This window comes from Paenibacillus sp. FSL P2-0322, from assembly GCF_037975315.1.
Taxonomy (GTDB): Bacteria; Bacillota; Bacilli; order Paenibacillales; family Paenibacillaceae; genus Paenibacillus; species Paenibacillus polymyxa_B.
This window is the reverse complement of the sequence record NZ_CP150243.1, coordinates 177,015-195,286: the sequence shown is the minus strand read 5'-3', so window position 1 is coordinate 195,286 and position 18,272 is coordinate 177,015. Positions and strand designations below refer to the sequence as shown.

Here is an 18,272-nt window from a genome sequence, read left to right as displayed (position 1 = left end):
AATATGTCTGTTATCAATTTTTAAACATAATTAACATGCATTACCCCACTTATTATACAGAAAAACAATGCAAGAAAGACCCCTTAATACATAAGGGGCCTTTCTATTGTGCTATTTACTGCTCATTCACACCAGAGCGTCTTAAATCACGTAACGGATTGCCACCCACAAATGCACCTGCGGGCACGTCTTTATGCACGACCGCTCCGGCCGCTACGATAGCTCCGTCACCGATGGTCACACCCGGCAAAATGGTTGTGTTGGCGCCGATCAACACATGATCACCAATCACCACTTTACCGATACGATACTCCTCTATGAGGTATTCGTGAGCCAGTATCGTCGTGTTATATCCAATGACCGAATTGTTCCCTATCGTAATATGCTCCGGAAAAAAAACATCTACCATCACCATCAGGCCGAAGGCCGCATGTTGCCCCACCTTCATCCCCAGCATTCTGCGGTAAATGACGTTTTTCAGAGAAAGCACAGGACAATACCGGGCAATCTGTATAAAAATAAAGTTCTTAATGCCTTTCCAGCGGCTCACCGTCCGATAAATCTGCCACAACGCATTGGGACCTTCTACAGGATAGCGGTTCACCTTTCTCACGATACATTGACACCTTGAAGCTCCAGCTTCAGCAAATCCCGCATATCATGCAACATGTAGTCTGGCCCATATCCGCGCAGAGTTTCCTCACCCTTGAGCGACCAAGCTACACCAGCCGATTTCACACCTGCTGCCTGAGCTGACAAAATATCAAAAGAACTGTCTCCGACCATCAATGTATGCTCTGCTTCAGCATTCAAACCTGCCAATGCCTTGAGCACTGGCTCAGCGTGTGGCTTTGGATGCTCCACATCGTCTACCGTCACAATATAGTCCATAGAGGAGGTCAGATTGAACAGGTTAAGTACACGTAACGTGGATGGTCGTATTTTGGTTGTCACAACCCCCAGCTTAATTCCTCGCGCACGCAACTCCTGAATAACCTCAATGACATATGGAAATGGCTTCACCATTTGATCATGATGAATCTGATTATAAGAACGATAGTCCTTAACTAACCCAGATACATCCGTTAATCCCGAAAAAGTACGGAGTTGATCGTCCAGCGTTCCACCCATATGAGGAATAATATGCTCCCGCGTCAGCGGATCAGCATCCGGATGATTCAAAATGTGTAGAAATGTGCTGATAATCAACTCATTCGTATCCATGATGGTGCCGTCTAAATCAAACAAAATCGTATTTATCATAGATGCTCCTTCTTGTCCTCGTCCGTGTCTTCCTTAGGTAGCTTATCCGTCGTAGCTGTTGGAGGAACCGCGCCCTGTCCTGGACGGGATACCTGTTCTGGCGTCACGTCAGGTACCTGATCAATCCCCGCTTTGCTGGAGATAATCGGATCGCTATACCGAGCAACAGATGTGCCCTTCCGGCGACGAACCAAAATGAAAATCACGGCGGCTACCACAATGAAAATAGGCAGCAATTGCGAGATCCGTACATTACCGTAACTCGGGTCCAGATGCCCTGGTTCAAACCCTAACCACACCATAGGAGACCACAAAGCATTCACAAAGGAAGCCAGCCAATCTGGTCCCTGAAAAGCCAAACTATCCGTCCGTACACGCTCGATGAAAAAGCGGCCAATCGAGTACCAAATGAAGTAAAACGCAAACATTTCGCCTGCACGTACAAATTTCATACGACGAATGACGAGCAGCAAAATCACACCGACAATACTCCACAGTGATTCATATAAAAATGTAGGGTGATGGAAAACCCCGTTAACGTTCATCTGATTCACAATGAAATCCGGCAGATGGAGCTGATTTCGCAAAAATGTTTCTTCCGTCGGTCCACCGTAGGCTTCCTGATTGACAAAATTACCCCAGCGTCCAATCGCTTGACCGATCAGTAGGCCTGGTGCACAAATATCAGCGATACGCCAGAAGTTATACCCTTTATACCGGAAATAAATGACCGCACATATAATGGCCCCGATCAAGGCACCGTATATCGCAATACCGCCGTTCCAAATTTTGAAAACATCCCATAGATTATCTCGGTAGTCTTCCCATTTGAAGGCTACATAATAAATACGCGCTCCAATAATAGCTGATGGAACACCCAGAAGCAGCATATCCATAAAAAAGTCCTGCGGAATACCGAATCTTTTTCCTTCACGGATGGCGAGATATAAACCCACAAGCGCCGCCAGCCCCAAAATAAGCCCATACCAGTGGACCTTGATTGCCCCGATTGAAAAAGCGATCGGATTCAGCAGTAATGTTGCCGTTGACATATGTTTCTCTCACTCCTCGTTCTTCCTTGCAAACGAACAAACCTTAATCCATCTCTTCCATATCTTCAGAAATCGTAGCAGTCAGCTTGTTTGTAAATTGCAGGGCTGCATTAACGCCCATTTGTTTCAAACGATAGTTCATCGCCGCCACCTCGATAATAACAGCCAAGTTTCGGCCCGGACGAACTGGGATTGTAACCAGTGGAACATCTGTATCAATAATGCGTGTCGTTTCCTCATCGAGACCAAGACGGTCATACTGCTTGTCCTGCTGCCATGCCTCCAGACGAACAACCAATGTAATCCGCTTGTTATTACGAACTGCGCCAGCACCAAACAGCGTCATCACATTAATAATGCCCACGCCACGAATTTCCAAGAGGTGACGGATCAGCTCAGGTGCCGTACCATGCAGCTGAAAATCGGACGTTTGCCGAATTTCTACCGCATCATCTGCTACCAAGCGATGTCCACGTTTAACCAGTTCCAGTGCCGTTTCACTTTTACCAATTCCGCTACTTCCTGTGATAAGCATTCCCACGCCATACACGTCACACAGTACACCATGAATAGTCGCCGTAGGAGCCAGCTTTCTTTCGAGAAAGCCTGTGATGCGGCTTGATAAAATCGTCGTCGCCATATTAGTGCGCAGTACAGGAATATCTCGCTCTGCGCTCGCCTCCACTAGCTCAGCCGGTACCTCCAGACCACGTGTGATAATAATGCATGGAGTCAGCTCTGTACACAGACGCTCCATCCGATCCCGACGCTCCTCAGGAGGAAGCATCCCCAGAAAAGCCAACTCAGACCTTCCCAGAAGCTGTACCCGCTCCTGTGTATGATATTCAAAATACCCGGCCATCTCCAGACCTGGGCGATTCAAATCATCCACTGTGATCAGTCTTCGCAGACCTTTTTCACCAGAAATAACTTCCATTTGAAACTGCTGTACAAGCTCGGATACCTTTACCTGTTTAGCCATTGTATTCTCCCCTTCATCTGCAACACCGGATTCTATACGTCATTTGATTTATGTAGCTTTACCCTATTAACCATACAGCCCAACGCCAGTCTATGCTGCACTGCATCAATCCACACTCCATTTGATTTAACACTATGGTTCCAGGCTAACTCTATTCCGACAGCTGGATTGATCCCATCTAGGACCCTTGCCAACGAACCTTGCCTGCATCTAGACCTGTACCATTGTACCCATCGTATCGGAATTTTCCAATGAATGCAATGCCGAAGCTAGTAGCCGTATGCGATATACAAAAAGAGTCGCAGTTCTCCGCTTGGGGAAAACTGCGACTCTCTTCCAGAGGCAAATTTTATTCGCCAACCAGAATACTCAATTCCGATTCCTTATCAAAAATATGAACCTTGTTCATATCAACAGCCAACTTCGCTTTGACACCATCACGAGTATTGGAGCGTCCGTCTACACGGGCAATAATCGTATCATTTCCGGCACCGCTCAGGTACAACAGCATTTCATGACCGAGATTTTCTGTTACATCCACAGTGGATGTAAAGATTGTATTCGGAGAAGCCTCCAAGAATACAGGCTCTTCATGAATATCCTCAGGACGGATACCCAAGATCACATCTTTGCCGATATAGCCCTTCGCTTTTAAAATCTGTCCTTTACCTTCTGGTACGAACAGATCCAGACCCGGCGCAGTAAAATGCAATGCACCTTCTTTTTCAACCAGCTGACCTGTGATAAAGTTCATCGTAGGAGAGCCGATAAAACCAGCAACGAACAGATTCACTGGACGGTTGTACAGTTCATCCGGGGATGCAGCTTGTTGAATGATACCATCCTTCATAACGACAATCCGATCACCCATCGTCATGGCTTCAATTTGGTCATGTGTTACATAGATACAAGTGGTTTCAAGGCGTTTAACCAGTTTAGTGATTTCAGCACGCATTTGACCACGAAGTTTAGCATCCAAGTTGGAGAGCGGCTCATCCATCAGGAAGACTTGAGGATCGCGGACAATCGCACGGCCCAGAGCGACACGTTGGCGTTGACCACCGGACAGCGCCTTAGGTTTACGTTCCAGCAAGTGCTCGATATCGAGTATTTTGGCAGCTTCGCGTACTTTCTTGTCGATTTCTTCTTTCTTAACTTTGCGCAGTTTCAGACCGAACGCCATGTTCTGGTACACGCTCATGTGCGGATACAGGGCGTAGGATTGGAATACCATCGCGATATCGCGGTCCTTTGGAGCCACGTCGTTCACAACACGATCCCCAATGTACAATTTACCATCTGAAATTTCCTCCAGACCAGCAATCATACGAAGTGTAGTAGACTTCCCGCAACCGGAGGGACCAACCAATACGAGGAATTCTTTATCTCGAATGTCCAAATTGACATCAACAACCGTAGCTTTATCTGCACCCGGATATTGCTTGAAAATATGCTCTAAACGTACACCAGCCATAGCTTTTGCCTCCTAAGATCGAGTTATGAAATCGAATACATTTCTTACTTGTATCTTACCCTAGTCCTTGTAGCGTGGCTATTCGCAAACTGCACAAAGATGCTATTTCCTTTTTGTCACTTTGTACAATAGGAGATAGAGCTTGACCAAAACCGCATCATTAAACGTCCGCACGTCCAATCCGGTCTCCTGTTTGATCTTGTCCAAACGGTAAATCAACGTATTTCGATGCACATACAGACGCTTAGCTGTCTCACTCACATTACAATCCAATTGAAAAAAGATATCTAATGTAGCCATCGTTTCTGAGTCTTCCAGTATGACAGATGATTTCATTACCTGCTCTAAAAATAGTACGCGTTGTTCCTTGGGAATGCGGTTTAACAGCCTTTCTAAATGAAGCTCCCATGAAAAGTGGATGTGCTCTGTTACATGAAAAATCTTGCCCAGATGTATCGTCTCCCATAACAAATTCAGCTCTTGGGGAAGACTTTGCAAAGGGATCGAAGGCTTAGAAACCGCCAAATGGAATACACCCACCCACTCATTCGCAATAAGCTCATATAGGCCCAAGCTAAAAGCCGTAAGAACCTCCTCCAGCGATTCCGTAAAATCTGCATCCCTGGACTCAGTGTCTTTATCCCGTTCATCGTCAGCTCCTAATAAAAGCTCCTTTTTAGCCATAATCAGCCAAGACTGTTCGTCCAATGGAGTAAGTAACACATCCCCTCCAAAATAGCTCGCGAACAATCGATGAAGCTGCGTATAAGTAATAGCCCCCTCCTGTGTTCCCTCGCCATTCAGTAAAATCGGAACCATACACGCTGATAGCGAATCACGAAGCTGCAATTCATCAGGAACCTCTTCTTCCCTGTTTAAATTGGCAGCCTGCTGTATGAGCCATTGTCCAAAACGATTCATCCGCTCTTCCTCGCTATAAATCGGGTTGTCCGACAATTGTGGACCGTTCTGCCAGACCTGCTCCATGTTCCCCAATAGCGCTTCTACCAGTTTCCGTTCTCGATCCGTCAAATATCTGGCCTCTACCACAAAGGCAGCCAGTTCACCTGCCGACGCACGAAACGGAAAATATAACTTGTTGTCACGGACAAACGATCTATCCGGAATAACTGAATCGGCTGTCTCTCCCTCTGCCATCACTTCCGGGCACCAAGGCACTATGGTAAAAGGCGCTTGAATAATATTCTGAAGCTGTTGCTGAATCCATTCTGTATCCAGAGTCACGCGATCACCACTTCACTTTTTTTAGAATATAGAATAAGCACTGAGCGAACATAATGAACTCATTATAACCTGTCGATACCGTAAAATAAAAAAGCTATATAAAAACATAACTTAAAACAATACAAAAAAAGCCATCAACCTATAGTTGATGACTTCTGATGAGCCATGAAGGACTCGAACCTTCGACACCCTGATTAAAAGTCAGGTGCTCTACCAACTGAGCTAATGGCTCGTAAAACTGGTGGAGGATGATGGATTCGAACCACCGAACCCGTAAGGGAGCAGATTTACAGTCTGATGCGTTTGGCCACTTCGCTAATCCTCCATATAAAGGTGGCTCGGGACGGAATCGAACCGCCGACACGAGGATTTTCAGTCCTCTGCTCTACCGACTGAGCTACCGAGCCATACCCATTAACAAAAAAATAAAGTGCGGAGGGATACCCCTTCCCACTTTAGTACGGAAAAACTATTGAATTGAAAAATGGCGGAACTGACGGGATTCGAACCCGCGATCTCCTGCGTGACAGGCAGGCATGTTAGGCCTCTACACCACAGTTCCCTAGATTTTTCAAAATTCAAAAATGGTGCCGGCGAGAGGACTTGAACCCCCAACCTACTGATTACAAGTCAGTTGCTCTACCAGTTGAGCTACACCGGCACAATGGTGGAGGCTGAGGGGATCGAACCCCCGACCCTCTGCTTGTAAGGCAGATGCTCTCCCAGCTGAGCTAAGCCTCCTGGGTATGTATGGTAGCGGCGGAGGGGATCGAACCCCCGACCTCACGGGTATGAACCGTACGCTCTAGCCAGCTGAGCTACACCGCCATAACATAATATTTCGCTAGCTTGTCCTAAATGGCGGAGAGAGAGGGATTCGAACCCTCGCACCACTTTCGCAGTCTAACCCCTTAGCAGAGGGTCCCCTTATAGCCACTTGGGTATCTCTCCATATAAATGGACTCGCTTAGCAAAATTCCGCAAGTTATTCTTTAAATCAACAAAGTGATTTGGAATATCAAGCGCAATTTCAAGGTTACACCCTGAAAACTGGATCCGAAACTCATTTGCGTTTTATTTTTAGGATAAGCCCTCGACCGATTAGTATTGGTCAGCTCCATGCATTACTGCACTTCCACCCCCAACCTATCTACCTCGTCGTCTTCAAGGGGTCTTACTAATTGGGAAATCTCATCTTGAGGGGGGCTTCACGCTTAGATGCTTTCAGCGCTTATCCCTTCCGTACATAGCTACCCAGCGGTGCTCCTGGCGGAACAACTGGTACACCAGCGGTACGTCCATCCCGGTCCTCTCGTACTAAGGACAGCTCCTCTCAAATTTCCTACGCCCACGACAGATAGGGACCGAACTGTCTCACGACGTTCTGAACCCAGCTCGCGTACCGCTTTAATGGGCGAACAGCCCAACCCTTGGGACCTACTTCAGCCCCAGGATGCGATGAGCCGACATCGAGGTGCCAAACCTCCCCGTCGATGTGGACTCTTGGGGGAGATAAGCCTGTTATCCCCAGGGTAGCTTTTATCCGTTGAGCGATGGCCCTTCCATGCGGTACCACCGGATCACTAAGCCCGACTTTCGTCCCTGCTCGACTTGTAGGTCTCGCAGTCAAGCTCCCTTCTGCCTTTGCACTCTTCGAATGATTTCCAACCATTCTGAGGGAACCTTGGGGCGCCTCCGTTACTCTTTAGGAGGCGACCGCCCCAGTCAAACTGCCCACCTGACACTGTCCTCGCACCGGATTACGGTACCAAGTTAGAACCTAGATACGATCAGGGTGGTATCCCAAGGATGCCTCCTCTCAAGCTGGCGCTCAAGATTCAACGGCTCCCACCTATCCTGTACAGATCGTACCCAAATTCAATATCAAGCTGCAGTAAAGCTCCATGGGGTCTTTCCGTCTTGTCGCGGGTAACCTGCATCTTCACAGGTATTAAAATTTCACCGGATCTCTCGTTGAGACAGCGCCCAAGTCGTTACGCCATTCGTGCGGGTCAGAATTTACCTGACAAGGAATTTCGCTACCTTAGGACCGTTATAGTTACGGCCGCCGTTTACTGGGGCTTCGGTTCATAGCTTCGCCCGAAGGCTTACCACTCCCCTTAACCTTCCAGCACCGGGCAGGCGTCAGCCCGTATACTTCGCCTTGCGGCTTCGCACAGACCTGTGTTTTTGCTAAACAGTCGCTTGGGCCTTTTCACTGCGGCCCCCTCGGGCTATTCACCCTACCGAGGCACCCCTTCTCCCGAAGTTACGGGGTCATTTTGCCGAGTTCCTTAACGAGAGTTCTTCCGCGCGCCTTAGAATTCTCTTCTCGCCTACCTGTGTCGGTTTGCGGTACGGGCACCTTCTCCTGGCTAGAGGCTTTTCTTGGCAGTCTGAGATCATGACCTTCGCTACTATAATTTTCGCTCCCCATCACAGCCCAGCCTTACGATGTGCGGATTTGCCTACACACCAGCCTCACTGCTTAGACGGACATCCATCAGTCCGCGTCACTACCCTACTGCGTCACCCCATTGCTCATAACGGATTACGGTGGTACAGGAATTTCGACCTGTTGTCCTTCGACTACGCCTATCGGCCTCGCCTTAGGTCCCGACTTACCCTGAGCGGACGAACCTTCCTCAGGAACCCTTAGGCTTTCGGCGGATCTGATTCTCACAGATCTTTTCGTTACTCATACCGGCATTCTCACTTGAATGCAGTCCAGCGCTCCTTACGGTACACCTTCAACCCGCATTCAACGCTCCCCTACCCCTGATGCAAGCATCAAGCCATAGCTTCGGTGGTGTGTTTAGCCCCGTTACATTTTCGGCGCAGAGTCACTCGACCAGTGAGCTATTACGCACTCTTTCAATGGTGGCTGCTTCTAAGCCAACATCCTGGTTGTCTGTGCAACTCCACATCCTTTCCCACTTAACACACACTTGGGGACCTTAGCTGATGGTCTGGGCTGTTTCCCTTTCGACAATGGATCTTAGCACTCACTGTCTGACTCCCGGAACTAAATCTATGGCATTCGGAGTTTGACTGAGCTTGGTAACCCTTGCGGGCCCCGCACCCAATCAGTGCTCTACCTCCACGATTCTATTTCCGAGGCTAGCCCTAAAGCTATTTCGGGGAGAACCAGCTATCTCCGGGTTCGATTGGAATTTCTCCGCTACCCCCACCTCATCCCCGCATTTTTCAACATGCGTGGGTTCGGGCCTCCAGTGCGTGTTACCGCACCTTCACCCTGGACAGGGGTAGATCACCCGGTTTCGGGTCTACGTCCACGTACTCATTCGCCCTATTCAGACTCGCTTTCGCTGCGGCTTCAGCTCTTCACCTTAACCTTGCACGGGAACGTAACTCGCCGGTTCATTCTACAAAAGGCACGCCATCACCCATAGATCGGGCTCTGACTTCTTGTAAGCACACGGTTTCAGGATCTATTTCACTCCCCTTCCGGGGTGCTTTTCACCTTTCCCTCACGGTACTGCTTCACTATCGGTCGCCAGGGAGTATTTAGCCTTGGCAGATGGTCCTGCCGGATTCATACGGGGTTTCACGTGCCCCGCACTACTCGGGATCCGTCTCGGAGAGAACAAGTTTTGAACTACAGGGCTTTTACCTTCTCTGGCGGGCCTTTCCAGACCTCTTCATCTAACCGGTTCCTTTGTAACTCCATGTGAGACGTCCCACAACCCCAAGGAGCAAGCTCCTTGGTTTGGGCTAATCCGCGTTCGCTCGCCGCTACTGACGGAATCACTATTGTTTTCTCTTCCTCAGGGTACTTAGATGTTTCAGTTCCCCTGGTCTGCCTCTATTCTGCCTATGTATTCAGCAGAAAGTGACTGTCGATGAAGACAGCCGGGTTTCCCCATTCGGACATCCCCGGATCAAAGCTTGCTTACAGCTCCCCGAGGCTTTATCGTTGTTCGCCACGTCCTTCGTCGGCTCCTGGCGCCTAGGCATCCTCCGTGTGCTCTTTGTAGCTTAACCTAGTATTTACATGGTAAATACGATTCGCTTTGAATTTCGGTTCAACACTTACGTGTGAATGAAATTCAAGGCAGCTACCTTTATTTCACTTGTTTACACAAGATCAGCTTAAAGGAATATTCTAAAACGCAATTTCGTTTCGGTATCCAGTTTTCAAGGTGCAATGATAATAAATCTTTTTGGTGGAGCCAAGCGGGATCGAACCGCTGACCTCCTGCTTGCAAGGCAGGCGCTCTCCCAGCTGAGCTATGGCCCCAAAAGTAAATATAAAGTTATATGGTGGGCCCTAGTGGACTCGAACCACCGACCTCACCCTTATCAGGGGTGCGCTCTAACCAGCTGAGCTAAGGGCCCATAATAAACCACCAAAGAAGTTCTTCTTTAGTGGTTGCGCTTGGCGACGTCCTACTCTCCCAGGACCCTGCGGTCCAAGTACCATCGGCGCTGGAGGGCTTAACGGTCGTGTTCGGGATGGGTACGTGTGGAACCCCTCCGCTATCGCCACCAAACGTTCGAGAGTTTGAGCTCTCAAAACTGAGCAACGAGTGAGTAACAGGCCTAAACCTGAGTTTTGAAGCTTACGCTTCATATTTGAATGTTTCCGTTGCAGGAAACGATTCTCCATAGAAAGGAGGTGATCCAGCCGCACCTTCCGATACGGCTACCTTGTTACGACTTCACCCCAATCATCTACCCCACCTTCGGCGGCTGGCTCCCTTGCGGGTTACCCCACCGACTTCGGGTGTTGTAAACTCTCGTGGTGTGACGGGCGGTGTGTACAAGACCCGGGAACGTATTCACCGCGGCATGCTGATCCGCGATTACTAGCAATTCCGACTTCATGTAGGCGAGTTGCAGCCTACAATCCGAACTGAGACCGGCTTTTCTAGGATTGGCTCCACCTCGCGATTTCGCTTCCCGTTGTACCGGCCATTGTAGTACGTGTGTAGCCCAGGTCATAAGGGGCATGATGATTTGACGTCATCCCCACCTTCCTCCGGTTTGTCACCGGCAGTCTGCTTAGAGTGCCCAGCTTGACCTGCTGGCAACTAAGCATAAGGGTTGCGCTCGTTGCGGGACTTAACCCAACATCTCACGACACGAGCTGACGACAACCATGCACCACCTGTCTCCTCTGTCCCGAAGGAAAGGCCTATCTCTAGACCGGTCAGAGGGATGTCAAGACCTGGTAAGGTTCTTCGCGTTGCTTCGAATTAAACCACATACTCCACTGCTTGTGCGGGTCCCCGTCAATTCCTTTGAGTTTCAGTCTTGCGACCGTACTCCCCAGGCGGAATGCTTAATGTGTTAACTTCGGCACCAAGGGTATCGAAACCCCTAACACCTAGCATTCATCGTTTACGGCGTGGACTACCAGGGTATCTAATCCTGTTTGCTCCCCACGCTTTCGCGCCTCAGCGTCAGTTACAGCCCAGAGAGTCGCCTTCGCCACTGGTGTTCCTCCACATATCTACGCATTTCACCGCTACACGTGGAATTCCACTCTCCTCTTCTGCACTCAAGCTCCCCAGTTTCCAGTGCGACCCGAAGTTGAGCCTCGGGATTAAACACCAGACTTAAAGAGCCGCCTGCGCGCGCTTTACGCCCAATAATTCCGGACAACGCTTGCCCCCTACGTATTACCGCGGCTGCTGGCACGTAGTTAGCCGGGGCTTTCTTCTCAGGTACCGTCACTCTTGTAGCAGTTACTCTACAAGACGTTCTTCCCTGGCAACAGAGCTTTACGATCCGAAAACCTTCATCACTCACGCGGCGTTGCTCCGTCAGGCTTTCGCCCATTGCGGAAGATTCCCTACTGCTGCCTCCCGTAGGAGTCTGGGCCGTGTCTCAGTCCCAGTGTGGCCGATCACCCTCTCAGGTCGGCTACGCATCGTCGCCTTGGTAGGCCTTTACCCCACCAACTAGCTAATGCGCCGCAGGCCCATCCACAAGTGACAGATTGCTCCGTCTTTCCTCCTTCTCCCATGCAGGAAAAGGATGTATCGGGTATTAGCTACCGTTTCCGGTAGTTATCCCTGTCTTGTGGGCAGGTTGCCTACGTGTTACTCACCCGTCCGCCGCTAGGTTGATTAGAAGCAAGCTTCTAAACAACCCCGCTCGACTTGCATGTATTAGGCACGCCGCCAGCGTTCGTCCTGAGCCAGGATCAAACTCTCCATTAAAGACCAACCGAAGTTGGTTTATAGAAAGAGCGATAAGCTCATTTTGAAACTGACGAGATAAAAATATCTCTTGTTTGATTTTGCGAACAAAATCGTTTTACTCACTCGTTGTTCAGTTTTCAAAGATCAAACCTGCATTATGTCTTACTTTGTTTCACCACCGCATCTCAGCGGCGACTTGATTAATATAACACACATTCAGGATTTAAGTCAACACTTTTTTAAAATTATTTTTTAATTTCATTCAAATGTTGTTCTCACAAAAAATTCCCGGGCTTTAAGGGCCGAAAATTAATGTATCACATTTTTGAATTCGCCGTCAACTATATTTTAAAAATAGAAACAATAACATTTAAGTTTTCATATGGCCTGTCCGAATAATACTATTTTCAATCCCAGTAAAAGGACAATCCCAGGTAAACCTAATATCGTTACCGCCCCCATTGTCACTGGATTGATCGGGATGTACACCTGCGTAATCCACCCTGAATAATTGATAACATACAATGCGATGGCTGCCAGGCCCATATGCGCCCCGAATACTACAAGCCAGCCGATACCCAAACGTTTTTTTAAGATTAGAAATAGTAGCATCCCGACACAGGCAATCAGAACAAGCCAGACCGCCCCTTTCATTCAGCTCTCCGCTTGTGAACACGATCCGTATCATTGGCATACCCAGGTTCATCTGCAGGCAGATGGAAACGATGCAGGCCTTGCTGTTTCGCGCTTTTTAAATGTATCTGATATTTACGTTCTGCAGCTTCTAGAACAAATATAGCGTAGTCGATCTCATCTTTACCCGTAGCTTCATGAAATAAACGATGCGCTCTTAGCCATTCCGCATGCGAAGCCCGAATCTGGGCAAACAACTCCTGCCGATACTCCGCTTCTGATTTGCCATTCTCCTGACGACGGAAATTTTGTTTCATCCGTTCCCACATCCGTTCATCCTCCTCACAAGCTGAATTATGTGCACAGTCTGCAAGACTACCTTATTCATACTTATTGAACTAAGGACAAACTTAGAACCAGGAACGATCTATACTGCCATCTATCACGGCAAATAAAAAAGGAGCCGTAGCGGCTCCCCCAAGTAAGTCGAGAATGCCCAAAGGACATTTCAGACTCCCTATTTATAACGTATAAATACACCTATTAATTGAGCTCTCTACGGCCTTCCAACGCTTTGGACAGGGTAACCTCGTCGGCATACTCCAAATCTCCACCCACTGGCAATCCATGAGCAATACGAGTAACCTTGATTTCAAAAGGACGCACTAGCCGAGAAATGTACATGGCCGTGGCCTCTCCTTCAATGTTCGGGTTCGTAGCTAAAATCAGCTCCTTGACGCGTTCATCACTGAGTCTGTTCAGCAATTCCTTGAGTTTGATATCCTCAGGACCAATTCCCTCCATAGGAGATATCGCCCCATGAAGCACATGGTAAAAACCATTAAACTCTTTGGTACGCTCCATAGCCACCAAATCCTTGGAATCCTGAACAACACAAATGACGGAGGTATCCCTCGTCTTATCCTGACAGATCCGACAAGGATCTGTGTCCGTAATGTTGCCGCAGACTGAACAGAAGTGAAGATTGCGTTTTACATTGACCAGCGCTTTGGCAAAGTCAATCACATCATCTTCCTTCATTTTCAGTACGTGAAAAGCCAACCGGGCAGCCGTCTTCGGCCCTACTCCCGGCAGGCGCGTAAAAGCATCAATTAGCTTTGCAATCGGCTCCGGATAATACAATAGCGTGTTTCTCCTTTATGCAGCAGACTAGAACAAGCCCGGAATTTTCATGCCGCCTGTAAATTTACCCATATCATCATTAGCCAGTTCATCTGCTTTGGACAAAGCATCATTGACAGCAGTCAGCACAAGATCTTGCAGCATTTCTACATCATCAGGATCTACAGCTTCCGGTTTGATCGTGATGGACAACACTTTTTTATGTCCATTTACCTCCACCGTCACAACACCGCCGCCAGAAGTTCCTTCGATTACTTTTCCGCCAAGCTCCTCTTGGGCTTTCAGCATTTGTTCCTGCATTTTTTTCACTTGCTTCATCATTTGGTTCATATTGTTCATTTCAATCATCTCCTTTAATGAAGTATACATCTAGAAACTTGATTCAATCTTTAATGACTACTAGGTCTTCCCCGAAAAGTTGAATAGCTTCATCAATCCAGGGCTCCTTGGACTTTCCCGGCGCATCATGCTCCGGCTCCAGTTGCAATTCTTCGGCAGGCTGGTCGGAAACTCCTTCAATCGCAGCATTCCAATCCTTTTGCATCATCGTTACTAAACGATAAGGATGACCCAACTGCTCATGCAATACCTTCTCGATGACCTGCTTATTGGCAGGCTTTTCGGTAGTTTCACGATGAATATTGTTCTTAAATGCAACCAGCACACTGTCCTCTAACACAGAAACTGGCTCACCATCCATAAACCAAGCATGAACCGTAACTTTCGCCTCTTTTACCCCTTGCAAAATCTGGCTCCACTTACGTCCTGCTGCTGCGAATGCTTCGCTCGACTTCTCAGCGATATAGCGATCCAACTGAGAAGGAAGCTTGGCTGGCGCTGAAATCCGCGGAGCAGGGGCACGCCCCCCGGAAGCCTGACGACCACCCGACGATGCTTCCTGTCCCGCTCCAGCGCCCAATCCACCTTGCAGCGCGCGCTCCAGTTTCTTTTCCAGCTCAGCAAGCTGACGCTTCAACATTACCACATCTTCCTGATCAGCTGCAGCGCCAGAGCGTTGTGCGGTCGGCTGAGCAACAGTTCCTGCTTCCCCCGGAATACTGCACAGCTTCAATAGAGCTACCTCAAACAAGGTTTGTGGCTGTACGGCATATTTCATCTCGCTCTGATAACGATTAAGGGTGTCAATCATCGCAAAGAGTTGCTCCTTGGTAAAAGCATCTGCCACTTCCTTAAATCGCTCTGGATCCAGCACTCGCTCCGTCATTTTGGTCGCCTGAGGCACCATCTTGATCATTAGCAGATCTCGGAAATAGTACAGAAGATTCTCCATGCACTTATCCGCACTTTTACCTTCCTGCATAAAGTTCTCGATCATTTGGAGCACCGTGCCCACATCTTCTTTCAGCAATGCCAAGGCAAGCTTACCGAATTGCTCGGACGCAATACCTCCCGTCATATCCAGCACCTGCTGATAAGTAACCCGACCATCTGTAAACGAGGATATCTGATCTAAAACGCTAACCGCATCTCGCATCCCACCATCTGAAAGACGCGCAATGTACTGCAGTGCATCCGAATCAGCCTGTATGTTCTCCTGTTGACATATCAGGTCAAGCCGCTCTGTCTGTTCTTCCAGCGATACCCGCCGGAAGTCAAACCGCTGGCAACGTGAAATAATTGTTGCCGGAATCCGATGTGGTTCAGTCGTAGCCAATATGAACATCACGTGTGGCGGCGGCTCTTCCAGCGTCTTGAGCAGCGCATTGAACGCTTCCGTCGTCAGCATGTGCACTTCATCAATGATATAAACCTTGTGCCGCACTTCTGTGGGCGCATATTTGACTTTATCGCGCAAATCACGAATCTCTTCAACGCCCCGGTTGGAGGCTGCATCAATCTCCTGTACATCCATGACCGCTCCGGCCGTGATCCGTTTACAGGCTTCGCATTCGTTGCAAGGTTCCGGCGCAGGTCCATGCTCACAGTTGATTGCCTTGGCCAAAATTTTGGCCGCACTCGTCTTACCTGTTCCTCGTGGACCGCTGAACAGGTAGGCATGGGACGTGCGATTTTCGCGGATGGCATTCTGCAATGTCTGGATAATATGCTGTTGTCCTACCATGTCCTTGAAAGCCTGCGGCCGCCAAGCACGGTACAACGCTATATGTTCCAATGCGCGTTACCCTCTTTCCCATTCACTTTCATGACCATTCATGGTCACTTCATTATACTATACTCCCGTCCGAATCTAAACCAGACACCTTCCAATTTATAAAACACAAAAAAACATCTTCGCAATGATTGCCAAGATGTTCTAATTACCAATATATACCGTGCACCTGTTATTGATCGTTGTGATCCGAGCGGCAATCCTGAACAACAACTCGGGCTAGGCAACCCTCCGGCACAAGAGTGGACCTGCTTATGGCTGCTTCCTTCCGGACCTGACCAGGTTCACAAGTACTCATTGCGGAGGACCCAGCCGTCAACATTGTGCGCAGGGACCAGCCTCACATCAACAACACCTCTAACAGGAATTCAACCTCGCTATAGCGGATTGCGAGTTACAGGGCACCGCTACCTCCCCATCTAGCACGGTGAAAATAAGTATATCTTAAGGCCGCATAAAAAGCAAATACACATTATTACAAAAAGAGCCCTCTGCAGTTGCAGAAGGCTCTAATAACTTTATAACCTGCGGTAATCCATTAGATACCGTATTTCTTTTTGAAACGATCCACGCGTCCACCAGCATCAATAAATTTCTGCTTGCCTGTGAAGAATGGGTGGCAGGCGGAGCAAATCTCCACACGCAGAGATCCTTTCACAGAACCAGTTTCAAACGAATTTCCGCAAGCACAAGTGACATTAGTTACGTTAAAATTTGGTTGAATAGCTTGTTGCATTGAACTTTCACCTCTTTCCGCCCTGAACGTCCTATCAGTCCAGAGTTGTATGAACACATGTTCACATTATAGCACTTGAATATGAGCGTTTCAACAACTCTTTTCTGCATTCAAAGATGGCATAAAATAGGTGTGTTTCAAGTTACATCGACCATTTTAGGCCTTGGCAAATTTGGGACGTGCCAGCCCTTGTGGCGGTACATGAGTGTAAGAACCGATGACTACATCAGGCAGCTCCTCACGATAAATCTCAAGCATTTGCTTCATACCAAGAATCTCACCTTGAGCAGGTGGAATCAACTCCAGATAGCTTTCAGGATCGATATTCAAGTTACGCATTTGAATCAGCTTGAGCTTAGTACGTTTGGCAAATTCAATCATTGCCTCAATTTCTTCCTCTCGGTCAGTTACACCCGGAAAAATTAAATAGTTAATCGACGTATATACTCCCTGTTCGGAAGCATAACGAAGTGATTTTTCCACATTAGCCAACGTGTAACCGCGCGGCTTGTAATACGCATTGTAGTGATCGTCCAGTGCACTAATGGTACTAACGCGCATCAGATCAAGACCCGCATCCACGATTCCCCGGATATGATCGCTCAATCCCGCATTCGTATTGATATTGATGTATCCCATATCGGTAATGGAACGCACCTCTTTGATCGAATCAATAATCAGTTTGGCTTGTGTGGAAGGCTCACCTTCGCACCCTTGGCCAAAACTGATGATGGACTCCGGTGTCTTCAAATGTTCCAGCATAACTTCTACAATTTCTTCGACGCGAGGACGGAAGTTCATTCTTGTCTGCGGAGATACGAAACCACTGTCATCCGGCTGTTCAGATATACACCCAAAGCAACCCGCATTACAAGAATAAGATACCGGAACTCCTCCTTCCCAGCGATTCAGGAATGTGTTCGAGGAAGTAAGACATTCGTAGCCCAGCGCACAGTTAGACAAATGTTGGTACAGCCGATTTTCGGGATATTGCTCCGTCATCCGCTGCACACCCAATTTAACTTGATGACGGTCACAGTTTTCCGGATTCCACTTGGATGGACTGTCACTCTGCTCTGCCGTTACATAAAATGCCCCGTCTTTCCAGACTACAGCCGAATAACCGAACAAGGGAAGTTTGTACTCCTTATCGGTCTTCACATATCCCGGCAGGCACAAGCGTGTAAAACCTTGCGGCAATAAAGCCCCTACTGCTTGCATATCTCCGGGAAGAGAAACCATTTCCCCTGTTTCAGGGTTCATACCGACCGGGCGAGTGCTGGGTAGGCTTACCAATGTAGCTCCTTCCGGTAACGGAATAAGCTCATCCTCCATGATTTCAACAATCATGTCTGCACTACGGGCAAGCCCATACAAAGAAGCATGATCATATACATTGCCTTTTTCGTCGGCATACACCAAATACATTATGGAGCTCCTTTC

13 protein-coding genes, 10 tRNA genes, 3 rRNA genes and 1 other RNA gene are annotated in these 18,272 nt (G+C 48.3%); all 27 read right to left on the bottom strand.

Annotation, left to right across the window (positions count from 1 at the left end):
* Positions 1-115: 115 nt before the first annotated feature.
* Positions 116-613, bottom strand: a complete 498-nt coding sequence (locus MKY24_RS00860) for an acyltransferase (protein ID WP_028541869.1) — start codon at positions 611-613, stop codon at positions 116-118.
* Positions 610-1,263 carry a pyrophosphatase PpaX gene (ppaX, locus tag MKY24_RS00855; protein ID WP_339201239.1) on the bottom strand — a complete coding sequence of 218 codons (654 nt, stop codon included), beginning with the start codon at positions 1,261-1,263 and terminating at the stop codon, positions 610-612. Before ppaX ends, MKY24_RS00860 begins: the two co-directional genes overlap by 4 nt.
* Positions 1,260-2,315: a prolipoprotein diacylglyceryl transferase gene (lgt, locus tag MKY24_RS00850; RefSeq protein WP_023986466.1), complete on the bottom strand. Its 1,056-nt coding sequence runs from the start codon at positions 2,313-2,315 to the stop codon at positions 1,260-1,262. Before lgt ends, ppaX begins: the two co-directional genes overlap by 4 nt.
* Positions 2,316-2,358: 43 nt before the next feature.
* A complete protein-coding gene (hprK, locus tag MKY24_RS00845; protein ID WP_013308232.1) occupies positions 2,359-3,297 on the bottom strand; it encodes an HPr(Ser) kinase/phosphatase in 939 nt (312 codons plus the stop codon).
* A gap of 349 nt (positions 3,298-3,646) precedes the next feature.
* Positions 3,647-4,771, bottom strand: a complete 1,125-nt coding sequence (gene ugpC / locus MKY24_RS00840; protein WP_028541867.1) for a sn-glycerol-3-phosphate ABC transporter ATP-binding protein UgpC — start codon at positions 4,769-4,771, stop codon at positions 3,647-3,649.
* Between the two features lie 102 nt (positions 4,772-4,873).
* Complete coding sequence (locus MKY24_RS00835; protein WP_028541866.1) at positions 4,874-6,016, bottom strand: helix-turn-helix domain-containing protein; 1,143 nt, start codon at positions 6,014-6,016, stop codon at positions 4,874-4,876.
* Positions 6,017-6,175: 159 nt separating this feature from the next.
* A tRNA-Lys gene (locus MKY24_RS00830) sits at positions 6,176-6,248 on the bottom strand.
* Between the two features lie 7 nt (positions 6,249-6,255).
* A tRNA-Tyr gene (locus MKY24_RS00825) sits at positions 6,256-6,341 on the bottom strand.
* A gap of 9 nt (positions 6,342-6,350) precedes the next feature.
* Positions 6,351-6,423 (bottom strand) — tRNA-Phe (locus MKY24_RS00820).
* Between the two features lie 78 nt (positions 6,424-6,501).
* Positions 6,502-6,578 (bottom strand) — tRNA-Asp (locus MKY24_RS00815).
* 23 nt (positions 6,579-6,601) lie between these two features.
* Positions 6,602-6,677: transfer RNA gene (locus tag MKY24_RS00810), tRNA-Thr, on the bottom strand.
* Between the two features lie 4 nt (positions 6,678-6,681).
* Positions 6,682-6,757: transfer RNA gene (locus MKY24_RS00805), tRNA-Val, on the bottom strand.
* Between the two features lie 10 nt (positions 6,758-6,767).
* A tRNA-Met gene (locus tag MKY24_RS00800) sits at positions 6,768-6,844 on the bottom strand.
* A 31-nt stretch (positions 6,845-6,875) separates the two neighbouring features.
* A tRNA-Ser gene (locus tag MKY24_RS00795) sits at positions 6,876-6,967 on the bottom strand.
* Between the two features lie 130 nt (positions 6,968-7,097).
* Positions 7,098-10,021 (bottom strand): 23S ribosomal RNA (locus MKY24_RS00790).
* Positions 10,022-10,201: 180 nt separating this feature from the next.
* Positions 10,202-10,277: transfer RNA gene (locus MKY24_RS00785), tRNA-Ala, on the bottom strand.
* Between the two features lie 21 nt (positions 10,278-10,298).
* Positions 10,299-10,375: transfer RNA gene (locus MKY24_RS00780), tRNA-Ile, on the bottom strand.
* A 38-nt stretch (positions 10,376-10,413) separates the two neighbouring features.
* A 5S ribosomal RNA gene (rrf, locus tag MKY24_RS00775) occupies positions 10,414-10,530 on the bottom strand.
* Between the two features lie 118 nt (positions 10,531-10,648).
* Positions 10,649-12,204, bottom strand: a 16S ribosomal RNA gene (locus MKY24_RS00770).
* The 16S, 23S and 5S rRNA genes sit together here with 10 tRNA genes alongside, the layout of an rRNA operon.
* A 360-nt stretch (positions 12,205-12,564) precedes the next feature.
* On the bottom strand, positions 12,565-12,840 hold the full coding sequence (locus MKY24_RS00765) for a pro-sigmaK processing inhibitor BofA family protein (RefSeq protein ID WP_025719099.1): 276 nt from the start codon (positions 12,838-12,840) through the stop codon (positions 12,565-12,567).
* Positions 12,837-13,148 carry a DUF2508 family protein gene (locus MKY24_RS00760; RefSeq protein WP_025676300.1) on the bottom strand — a complete coding sequence of 104 codons (312 nt, stop codon included), beginning with the start codon at positions 13,146-13,148 and terminating at the stop codon, positions 12,837-12,839. Before MKY24_RS00760 ends, MKY24_RS00765 begins: the two co-directional genes overlap by 4 nt.
* A 214-nt stretch (positions 13,149-13,362) precedes the next feature.
* Complete coding sequence (gene recR, locus MKY24_RS00755; protein WP_013308227.1) at positions 13,363-13,962, bottom strand: recombination mediator RecR; 600 nt, start codon at positions 13,960-13,962, stop codon at positions 13,363-13,365.
* 27 nt (positions 13,963-13,989) lie between these two features.
* Positions 13,990-14,301, bottom strand: a complete 312-nt coding sequence (locus tag MKY24_RS00750) for a YbaB/EbfC family nucleoid-associated protein (protein WP_013308226.1) — start codon at positions 14,299-14,301, stop codon at positions 13,990-13,992.
* A gap of 43 nt (positions 14,302-14,344) precedes the next feature.
* Positions 14,345-16,096: a DNA polymerase III subunit gamma/tau gene (gene dnaX / locus MKY24_RS00745; protein WP_028542567.1), complete on the bottom strand. Its 1,752-nt coding sequence runs from the start codon at positions 16,094-16,096 to the stop codon at positions 14,345-14,347.
* Positions 16,097-16,254: 158 nt separating this feature from the next.
* An RNA gene (ffs, locus tag MKY24_RS00740) (signal recognition particle sRNA large type) lies at positions 16,255-16,521 on the bottom strand.
* 110 nt (positions 16,522-16,631) lie between these two features.
* On the bottom strand, positions 16,632-16,829 hold the full coding sequence (gene rpmE / locus MKY24_RS00735; protein WP_025719104.1) for a 50S ribosomal protein L31: 198 nt from the start codon (positions 16,827-16,829) through the stop codon (positions 16,632-16,634).
* Positions 16,830-16,985: 156 nt separating this feature from the next.
* On the bottom strand, positions 16,986-18,257 hold the full coding sequence (locus MKY24_RS00730; protein ID WP_061831800.1) for a radical SAM protein: 1,272 nt from the start codon (positions 18,255-18,257) through the stop codon (positions 16,986-16,988).
* Between the last annotated feature and the right edge of the window lie 15 nt (positions 18,258-18,272).

Excerpts from the sequence above, each read along its gene's own strand:
- ppaX (WP_339201239.1), bottom strand. The coding sequence starts at position 1,263 with ATGATAAATACGATTTTGTTTGATTTAGACGGCACCATCATGGATACG.
- lgt (WP_023986466.1), bottom strand. The coding sequence starts at position 2,315 with ATGTCAACGGCAACATTACTGCTGAATCCGATCGCTTTTTCAATCGGG.
- hprK (WP_013308232.1), bottom strand. The coding sequence starts at position 3,297 with ATGGCTAAACAGGTAAAGGTATCCGAGCTTGTACAGCAGTTTCAAATG.
- ugpC (WP_028541867.1), bottom strand. The coding sequence starts at position 4,771 with ATGGCTGGTGTACGTTTAGAGCATATTTTCAAGCAATATCCGGGTGCA.
- MKY24_RS00765 (WP_025719099.1), bottom strand. The coding sequence starts at position 12,840 with ATGAAAGGGGCGGTCTGGCTTGTTCTGATTGCCTGTGTCGGGATGCTA.
- MKY24_RS00760 (WP_025676300.1), bottom strand. The coding sequence starts at position 13,148 with ATGTGGGAACGGATGAAACAAAATTTCCGTCGTCAGGAGAATGGCAAA.
- MKY24_RS00750 (WP_013308226.1), bottom strand. The coding sequence starts at position 14,301 with ATGAACAATATGAACCAAATGATGAAGCAAGTGAAAAAAATGCAGGAA.
- rpmE (WP_025719104.1), bottom strand. The coding sequence starts at position 16,829 with ATGCAACAAGCTATTCAACCAAATTTTAACGTAACTAATGTCACTTGT.
- MKY24_RS00730 (WP_061831800.1), bottom strand. The coding sequence starts at position 18,257 with ATGTATTTGGTGTATGCCGACGAAAAAGGCAATGTATATGATCATGCT.